The sequence below is a fragment of the Magnetococcales bacterium genome (assembly GCA_015231925.1).
Lineage (GTDB): Bacteria > Pseudomonadota > Magnetococcia > Magnetococcales > JADGAQ01 > JADGAQ01.
Window position 1 is genome coordinate 22,411 of record JADGAQ010000009.1, and the last position, 8,493, is coordinate 30,903.

At 59.8% G+C, this 8,493-nt stretch carries 9 protein-coding genes; 2 read left to right on the plus strand and 7 right to left on the minus strand.

The window, feature by feature from the left end; translation table 11 throughout:
* Positions 1-191: 191 nt before the first annotated feature.
* Entirely contained in the window at positions 192-2,267 is a 2,076-nt protein-coding gene (locus HQL56_02235) for a response regulator (GenBank protein ID MBF0308334.1), read from the plus strand.
* A gap of 46 nt (positions 2,268-2,313) precedes the next feature.
* On the opposite strand, the gene HQL56_02240 is transcribed toward HQL56_02235, so the two are convergent.
* From HQL56_02240 to HQL56_02260, 5 genes are all read right to left on the minus strand, one after another.
* On the minus strand, positions 2,314-2,790 hold the full coding sequence (locus HQL56_02240) for a hypothetical protein (GenBank protein ID MBF0308335.1): 477 nt from the start codon (positions 2,788-2,790) through the stop codon (positions 2,314-2,316).
* A gap of 168 nt (positions 2,791-2,958) precedes the next feature.
* Complete coding sequence (locus HQL56_02245; GenBank protein ID MBF0308336.1) at positions 2,959-3,894, minus strand: DMT family transporter; 936 nt, start codon at positions 3,892-3,894, stop codon at positions 2,959-2,961.
* A 50-nt stretch (positions 3,895-3,944) separates the two neighbouring features.
* On the minus strand, positions 3,945-5,021 hold the full coding sequence (locus HQL56_02250) for a hypothetical protein (protein MBF0308337.1): 1,077 nt from the start codon (positions 5,019-5,021) through the stop codon (positions 3,945-3,947).
* A gap of 45 nt (positions 5,022-5,066) precedes the next feature.
* Entirely contained in the window at positions 5,067-5,519 is a 453-nt protein-coding gene (locus HQL56_02255) for a hypothetical protein (protein MBF0308338.1), read from the minus strand.
* A 2-nt stretch (positions 5,520-5,521) separates the two neighbouring features.
* Entirely contained in the window at positions 5,522-7,069 is a 1,548-nt protein-coding gene (locus HQL56_02260; protein MBF0308339.1) for a hypothetical protein, read from the minus strand.
* A 254-nt stretch (positions 7,070-7,323) separates the two neighbouring features.
* Between HQL56_02260 and HQL56_02265 the strand changes: the two genes are divergently transcribed.
* Positions 7,324-7,572 (plus strand): hypothetical protein, encoded by a 249-nt coding sequence (locus HQL56_02265; protein ID MBF0308340.1) that lies wholly within the window; start codon positions 7,324-7,326, stop codon positions 7,570-7,572.
* Here the strand turns inward: HQL56_02265 and HQL56_02270 are convergent.
* Positions 7,526-8,164: a protein-L-isoaspartate(D-aspartate) O-methyltransferase gene (locus tag HQL56_02270; protein ID MBF0308341.1), complete on the minus strand. Its 639-nt coding sequence runs from the start codon at positions 8,162-8,164 to the stop codon at positions 7,526-7,528. The genes HQL56_02265 and HQL56_02270 overlap by 47 nt on opposite strands.
* A 38-nt stretch (positions 8,165-8,202) precedes the next feature.
* Positions 8,203-8,493: hypothetical protein (locus HQL56_02275; protein ID MBF0308342.1), on the minus strand; the 291-nt coding region annotated here is incomplete at its 5' end.

Sequence of the window (8,493 nt, forward strand, 5' to 3'; positions counted from 1 at the left end):
GCGTAAATAGATTTATGAATTTGATAGATTGAAATATACTCAGTATGCTGGGTGTGCAAAATTTTGAAAATACCCTTATAATGTATGCAAATGGGGCGTTACGGTTCCCCGGTTCTTCCTGGAATCAAGATTAAGTGGGCGGAAGGATCCTTCATGCCGGGGGTGGGGCGAAACCCTGCAGCGTCTATTTCATGCAGGCCTACCTGTCGCCCTCTCTCCCTTGGTATTTTGCAGAAAGAGGATCTGGAGCCCACTATGGGTCTTTCAAGTCCCATACATTGGTGTGGTATAAACCAAATTATACACCAACTGCCGGACAGGAAAAAGGATGGTGTCGGGTTGTTGCTATAGATCGTTGTGGTTGGAGATTTAATGATCATTCATGGGCTGAATTCTTATTTGGAGAATCAAAAATGAACATAATTAAAGGTGTCTCGGTTGCCGGTCAACTTTTCAAGATGTTTCGGGAACCCGTCCACCAATCTGGCGAAAAAGAAGAGGGAGTGTGCCATTTTAGTGGAAATTATTATTATGATCAATTAAGCGGATTCAATAGGCAAGCATATGCAAAAAATATGAAAGAAGATGAAGAATTTGTTCCAGATAGGGTGGCGGATTGTCTCGATTCGAGGGTTTTTCTCGATGATTTTCCGGTAGGGTATTTCATCCTGGACCAGTGTGGGAAAATTCTGAACGTGAATCGCGCAGGAGCTAACCTGCTCGGCAAGGAAAAAGGCTCCATGGTTGGACAACGGTTTAAGAATTTTCTGGATCAGGAAGGACAGGCCGTTTTTCAGCAATTCTGCCAGGAAGTGGGAACTTCCCCCTCCCCCATGGGATGTGAAATCGTGATATACCGCAAAGATAACGGGCGCTCCCATGTTCAGCTTACCTGTTCCAAAATCGGAGGCGATGATTCCTTTCCCGGCGAAATGCAACCCTTCGCATGGCAAATGGTGATGACCGATATCTCCTGGCGCAAGGAACAGGAGCGGCTTCTTCTGCTGGCCAAAGAAGCGGCGGAAAGCGCTGACCAGGCCAAAAGCCTCTTGCTCGGCAGTGTGAGCCACGAAATCCGCAATCTGATGAACGTGGTGATGGGAATGAGCGAAATCCTGGTTGATGCCGGACTGCCGCCAGAACAACAACGCTACGCGGAGATGATGCACCATTCGAGCGAAGCCGCACTGACCCTGCTCAACGATGTCCTGGATATTTCGAAACTGGAATCCGGGCGACTGACCCTGCTGGACGAACCTTTTTCACCGGCTCTCGTGGTGGAGGAGTCCATTGGCATGCTGAAGATCGCGGCTCAGCAAAAGGGTCTGAGTCTGAGATCCACAATCGCAGCTACAACACCTGACCCTATTCAGGGTGATGCCAGCCGGCTGCGTCAGGTTCTTCTCAACCTGATCGGTAACGCCATCAAATTCACCGAACGCGGCGAAATCGAACTCTGCGTAAAGCCTCATCCAATCGAACGGGGCATGATGTTATTCAGTGTGACGGATTCGGGGATTGGCCTCGCACCTCAGGATCAGGAGCGCATTTTCGACCGATTTGTTCAGGTAACTGGGGCGACTGACCGGCCTAGGGGCTCTGGAATTGGGTTGGGTCTGGATATCTCCCGAAAGTTGGTTGAAGGGATGGGTGGGCGCATCGGGGTCCAAAGCAAACCGGGGCAAGGCAGCACCTTTTTTTTCACACTACCGATGCGGTTGGGGGAGTTGCCAGCGGTTCCGGTTCAACCAGTGAATCTTCCTCGGGAAGTCGACAACCGTTCCTTGCGCATTCTCCTGGTGGAGGATTCCAGGGATGCCCAGGAGTTGTTCCAGGTCTATCTGAACGGTACACTCCACCAGGTCGTCACGGTGGATGATGGAGCCAAAGCTGTGGCGCGGGTTCGGGAGGAGCGCTTCGATCTGGTGTTGATGGACCTGCAACTACCTGTTCTGGATGGGTATGCAGCCACGCGGCGCATCCGATTCTGGGAACGAAAACAGAGATGCTCTCCCCTGTTCATCCTCGCCTTGAGCGCCCATACCACCGCCGACAGGCGGAAGGAGAGTCTGGCGGCCGGATGCAACGGTCATCTCAACAAACCCATCAAGAAGTTGGAGTTTCTCAAGGCCATCCAGCAGGTTGGTAGACTTCTCGACAGTGGGGGATCCGAGGCCTTTTCCACATCGTCCATGCAGGAAAACCATCTCTTTCAGAATATGTCCATGGTCTTTGATAAAACACAAAAGGGGTGCGCCAATGACTGAGTCTCTTGTTTCAGAGCGGTAATCGGAGGCGGGGAGGGGAATAGTTTCAGAAAAAAAGGCGCTTCCAGAAGGGCCCCAGATTGGTGTAGAGCCCCTTTACCAGATAGGTGAAGCGCCGCTCGGAGGTGGTCAGATCGATCAGCTCCGCCTTGAACTGAGCCCCTTTGCGGAAGTTGCCGGTCAGTTTGTCCACATGGGCGAGATAGCCCTGCCAGCCCTTTTTCAGGGCGAAGAGCTGAAAGCGGCTGCGGGGATTCTTATCGAAGAAGTAGTCGATGGCCACTTCCGCGGAGTTGCCGTACTCGCAGACCAGCACCACCGGTTTGGTGTTGGAAAAGGGCACTCCCAGCATGTCCTGCACCCAGGCCTCTTCCTCGAAGAAAATATCGGGATCGAACCGGGCGGGAATGGTGGTGGGAATGGCCACCTCGTAGTTGCCCCGGAAGTCGATGATGCGCGGGATATTCCCGTCCGCCACCTGGTGCAGCAGGGTTCGGGGGGAGAGGGAGTACTTGTTTTTCATTCGGGCATCCCGCTGATAAGTCGAACTCTTCCTCTGTTGACAGCCTCCTCTTCCTCACTCACGGGCCATCGTATCGGACGTTTGGTATTCACGGCGTTATCCCACCTGAAGATCCATCGGTCGGTTACATTCTAGTTACATTCTATCGAAGATGCAACCCGGTGGCTTTTACGGATCCTGCCGACGGGGAGCAGGGCTGTTGGCGGGGAGGGAGGCTTTCGCCTTCCACGCCAGGCGCATCAGGAAGAAGTTGGCGGCCAGGATGGCGGCGGATCCGGCGAGGCCGTAGGCGTCGGGATGTTCGTCGAAGAGAAAGAAGCCCAGGATGCCCGCGAAGAGCAGACGGGAGTAGTCGAAGGGGGTGACGGCGACGGCGTCGGCCAGGAGATAGGCCCTGGAGATGGTGATCTGCACCAGAGTCGCCATGCCCCCCATGGCCAGCAGCAGCGGCCAGAGGGTATCGGGGACCGGCTGCCAGGCATAGGCGGCGAAGGGGGCGGAAAAGAGGGTGATGCTGACGGAAAACCAGAAAACGATGGTGACGATGCCTTCCGAACGGGTCATGTGTTTGATCAGCAACTGCACCAGGGCGATCAACAACGGACTGACGATGGCGACCAGGATCATGGGGTCGAAGGCCAGGCCGGGCCGAACCATGAGCAGGATGCCGCCGAAGCCGACCAGCGCGGCGAGGAGATGCGCCCGGCTCAGTCGTTCCTTGAGAATCCACACCGCGAAAAACATCAGGTAAAGGGGGGTGGTGAAGGAGAGGGCCACCACGTCCGCCAGGGGCAGGTTGGCGTAGGCGAAGAAGGTGGTGGACATGGTGATCATGCTGGCCAGACCCCGCCACAGATGCAGGCGGAAATTGCCGGTGACCATATCGGCGCCACGATTCCACAGCAGATAGGGCAACAGCCACAACAGGCCCAACAGACCCCGGAAGAAGATGATCTGGATGGTGGGCAGTTCCACACCCAAAAGGCGCACCATGGCTCCCATGGCGGCGAAGGTGGCGGCGTAAAGCAGCATCCAGACCCCGCCGCGAAACAGGTCGGGCAGAGCGAGCCATCGGGATTGCCACATGATCTCGGGAACTTTCATGCCGGCGCGGCGGCGGGATCGGCAAGCCGATCCCGCCGCCGGAGAGACCCTTACTGCCGCAAGGCGCGAATCAGCGAGCCCTGGGCCACGCAACCCAGCGGGTCGGAGGCGTAACGAATTTCCGACAGCTCCACCGGCCAGTCCACCTTGGCAATCTGCTGTTTGACCAGATCCAGGAAGCTTCCCGCCAGGGAGGTGCCGCCGGAAATCACCAGGGGGATGCCGTTGGGAAAGCTCAGATCGAGATCCTTGCCGCGCAATTCGTCCGCCGTGGCGCGGATGACGAATTCGATGAGGTTGGTGTAGTAGTACCCCAGGGCCTCGCGGATTTTGCGCTCCTTTTTGCGAGTGGCGTCGAAGCGCAGGATGTCGAACTGGTTCTCCTTGATGGCGGCCACCCGGTTGGGAATGGTGCCCACGGCGGTGGCCACGTTGTCGTCGATCCAGTCACCGCCACGGTTGAGGGCGAACTCCATGACCGGAATCGACTTGTAGACCACCGCGACGTTGGTCAATCCCGCGCCGAAGGAGATGCTGATGCCGGAAAAATCGCTGGAGGCGCATTCGGCGTAGACGATGGCCACGGCCTCGTTCAGCGGTTCCGGCTCAAAGCCGATCTCCGAGATGATGCGTCCCAGAATGTTCTGGTGGTAAAGCACATTGGCCCGCGAGTTGAGCGGATTGCCGGGCACCGAATAGACGCAACGCCCCGGTTCGCCGTTGGCCGGTTTGATCAGTTCGCGAATCATCACCGCCAGGACATCGGCGGAGTTGATGTCTTCCGGGCTGATCATGCCGCGCTGCATGGAGCGCTTGACCTTGTAGCCGAAGATGTTGGCGAAGTTGTAGGCGTCGCTCGACAGGATGAAGATGCCGTCGTCGATGCGGGCGTGGCTGATGTTGGAGATGTCCATCTGCCCGATGTCGGTATCCTCGACGGAGAGGAAGACATTGCGCAGGGAGGAGATTTCGAATTTACCCGCCGGATTGGTGGCGGCGCACACCAGATTCATGGTGCCGACATCGAGACCGACATTGACCTTGGGACGTGGAGCCGACGGCCTCGGGGCGAGCGCGGGGGCCGGGGCGGCGGGGGGAGTCGGACGGGGCTGGGTCTCGTCACTCATGGGGATGGCATCCTTGTGGGTTGAAGATCATTCCGTTGCACCAATTCACTGTTTCTGCATGGCCGCGAGCTTGCGAGCCACCTCTTCGAGGCTGTCCCCCGTCATCTCCCGGCGCTGGCTGATGGGCTTGGCGGGCATGGCGTTGATGGCGATGCCGGGAATGAAGGTCTTTTCGAACTCCTCATCCTCGTCTTCCTCCTCCTCGTCGGCTTCGCTGTTGGCCGGCGGCGGCTGGCTGACGCCGAGACCGACGACCGGCAGGGCTGCCGGCGTTTCGGCCAGGCGGGCATCGAGGGATTGCAACTGTTTTTCGATGCGGCCCATGCCTTCCTGAATCACCGTCATGCGATGGTCCAGGTTTTCCATGGCCAGCAGAATGCCCACCAGGATGATTGTGGCCATGGCCACGGGGAAAAATTCGGAGATGCCCTGGGTCTGCCAGGTCACCGCCATGCCGGCCAATACACCCAGCACGCTTCCTCTCAAGATGTTTCTCATCGTTATCGGCTCCCTTCTCCATTCACAAACACCGGCGATGGCCGGGTCGCTTCCCTGGCTTGGCGCACGGTGGCCTGACGGCCCTGGCGCAACATGGCATCCAATCTATTTACCGTTTCCGAGAGGTCTGCGACAACGGTTTTTTTCTCGGTATCCGGCGCGTGCAGAACCTCCACGCGCTCTTCGATCGGCGGAACATAGGGCGCCGGGGTCTCTTCCACGGCGGCGAGGGCCTCCTCCAGCACTTCGGGGCGATTGCGGGCCAAATGGTTGAGGAATCCTTCCAGGGTTTGACGTCGCTCGCGGCGACTCACCTGCACCATGCGGCGCACCATCCAGAGGGAGCCGGCCAGAGTGGCCATACTGGTCAGAAGCAGGGTCAGCCAGCCGAGGCCCGCACCGACCTCGGGGCCGTCTGCGGCGAGGGTGGGGCGGTTTTCCAGTTGGGACAAGCGCTCCTCGATGCGTTTGAGCCGTTGGTCCGCATCGGCAGGCGGGGGCAGGAGCTTCTTCTCGATCTCCGTCAGTCGCTTTTCCAAAGGAGTCGGATCGAGGGGAGCTGCCGCAGGCGGGGTTCCCCGGTCGAGTTGCTCCAGGGTGACCTGTTCCAGGTTGTCCAGCCGCCCGATCACTTCTTTTCGCCAGGAGGGCTCCCCTGCGGAGGCGTCCGGGGTGTGCAGGGCGTTGACCGTTTGGCTCACCTGGTTGCGCCAGGCATCCATTTCGCCCATCCAGCGGGTCAGACGCTCTTCCAGGGGTTCCGGCGTCGGGGTTTGCTCCGGCGGGGGGCGGGTTGGCTTGACCGCCACCGATTCCGGCAGCGCCGGTTTGGGTGAGGCCATCTCCAGGGATACCGGTTCTCCCTTGAGCCAGGCTTCCCGGTGGCGGTCGCGGAGTTGGCGGGCCTGATTCTCCGGCATGGCCCGCACCTCCGCCGCCGGCGGCATGATCAGCACCGAACCGGCTTTGAGGGCGTTCATGTTGCCGCCGATGAAACGCTCGGGATTGTATTGCCAAATGAGGGCCATGGCCTGGAAAATGGAACCGCGACTGGCCGGCAGAAAATCCCGCGCCACGGTGGTCAGATTTTCCCCATCCCGGATGGGACCGTAGGTTTTGCCAGGGAGGGGAGGAGAGAGGGGAGGAGAAAGGGCGGCGGGCGCCTCCGCGACCGGGGCAACCGGGCGGGCGGCCCGCTTCAGAGCGACGACGGGAAAGTGGGAACGCTGATTGGTGACCACTTTCAACAGCAGCGGCCACTCCTCGCCCGAGGGGGGAGGGGGGGCGGAAAAGCGTAGCAGCCAGTGTCCCCGGCCTTTGCGGGAGGAGATGCCGACCTGGTCGATCCAGGGGGAGCGGCGCAATTGCAGCAGTTGATAATCGAACTCCGTGCCCAACTGAACCTGTTCCAGGGTCTCTCCCTTGTCGAGCTGCACGCGCACTTCCAGGGAGAGGGCATCGCCTTCGGAGAGGCTGCTTGCGGCAGGGGAGAGGGAGAGGGCAGGAGCGGACCGGGGGGCGAGACAAGCCGCCAGGAGGCAGACAGCCATCAGGCTCCGGCCCGGATGCGGCTTTTTCCGGTAAAAAGCTCCACTGCCAGTCACTTCTTGCCTCCCTGCGGATGTGGGTGGATACGGTCCTGCCGTGTCCACTTCGGTCCATCTGTTGGGATTCTATAAGATAATCAATGCCATGTCCCGGATATTTCCGTTTTATGCGCCTTGGCCCGCATCTTGAGATAGGGATAGCCAACAACCCCTGCCGGATGGAACGGCGCAATGGATCGGAAGAAGGGTGGATAACGATGCGCATCAACGTAACGAATGCGCACACGGAAGTGCAGGATTGGCCGGAGTGGCCGGGTGCGGAGCTGGAACAACTGGAGCGTCTGGCCAATATGGGACTTTTGGATGACGACGAGCTGCGTCGCCTCGACCGGGTCATGAACCAGATGTACGAATATTTCCTTCTGTCGACCTGGGAGGCGGAGAGCCTGCCCTTCGAGGCTACCTGGGCTCGTGAGGAGCCGATGGCCAGCCCTGTTTGCCAATAAGGGGCACGAAAACGCAGTCGAAGGCGTTTTGCACCAGCGGTTGGTTTCGGAGCGTGCGGCAGACGACCTGCAGGGTCTGCCGCAGGCGGGATCCCACGGGAATGACCAACCGGGAATGAAAAGAGCGCAACTGCCCGAGCAGGGCTTCGGGCAGGGAGGGTGCGGCGGCGGTCACGCAGATGGCGTCGTAAGGGGCCTTGGCGGGATATCCCAGACTGCCGTCGCCCGGAACACCCAGAATGGTGTCGAGGCCCAGTCGTTGCCAGCGGAAGCGGGCCTCTTCGAGCAGGGCGGTGTGTCGTTCCACACTGACCACGCGCGCCGCCAGGCGGGAGAGAATGGCGGCGCCGTATCCGGAACCGGTGCCGATTTCAAGAACGGTCTCACCCCCCTTCAGGTTCAGCAGCTCGGCCATCGCCGCCACCATGTAGGGTTGGGAGATGGTCTGCCCCCAGCCGATCCCCAGCGGGTGATCCCCGTAAGCCAGCGACGGCTCCACGCCGTCCACGAACCACTCCCGGGGCACTTCCTCCATGGCTCTGAGTACACGAGGATCCGCCACGCCACGGGCGCGGATCTGCCGGGCCACCATCTCCAGACGCAGGGCGCGGGTTTCGGGGGGATCGAGAATCATCTCAGGTGGTTGAGGGCGTCTCGTAGGCGTTGCAGGTGCGATTTTTCCAGAGGGGGAAGAGCGGCGGACTCGCACCAACGGGCCAGCGCCGCCGCCGCCTGCACCACTTCCAGAAGCCGGGCGGCTTCGGTGGAGGTGTCGGCCAGGGCGCGGCGGATGCCGGCCACATGGCAGCGACAGGAGGCGTCGGGTACCGGGGTCAGTCCCCCCTGGGCATGGCGGCACAGGTCGGTGTGGTCCCCCTCGCCGTGGGGAACCCGGCGCAACAGGCGCAGGAGCGCGGCTTC

What these genes read in the sequence shown, in the direction of transcription:
- HQL56_02260 (MBF0308339.1), bottom strand. Translation starts at nt 7,069, where the DNA reads ATGGCTGTCTGCCTCCTGGCGGCTTGTCTCGCCCCCCGGTCCGCTCCT.
- HQL56_02265 (MBF0308340.1), top strand. Translation starts at nt 7,324, where the DNA reads ATGCGCATCAACGTAACGAATGCGCACACGGAAGTGCAGGATTGGCCG.
- HQL56_02270 (MBF0308341.1), bottom strand. Translation starts at nt 8,164, where the DNA reads ATGGTGGCCCGGCAGATCCGCGCCCGTGGCGTGGCGGATCCTCGTGTA.
- HQL56_02235 (MBF0308334.1), top strand. Translation starts at nt 192, where the DNA reads ATGCAGGCCTACCTGTCGCCCTCTCTCCCTTGGTATTTTGCAGAAAGA.
- HQL56_02250 (MBF0308337.1), bottom strand. Translation starts at nt 5,021, where the DNA reads ATGAGTGACGAGACCCAGCCCCGTCCGACTCCCCCCGCCGCCCCGGCC.
- HQL56_02240 (MBF0308335.1), bottom strand. Translation starts at nt 2,790, where the DNA reads ATGAAAAACAAGTACTCCCTCTCCCCCCGAACCCTGCTGCACCAGGTG.
- HQL56_02245 (MBF0308336.1), bottom strand. Translation starts at nt 3,894, where the DNA reads ATGAAAGTTCCCGAGATCATGTGGCAATCCCGATGGCTCGCTCTGCCC.
- HQL56_02255 (MBF0308338.1), bottom strand. Translation starts at nt 5,519, where the DNA reads ATGAGAAACATCTTGAGAGGAAGCGTGCTGGGTGTATTGGCCGGCATG.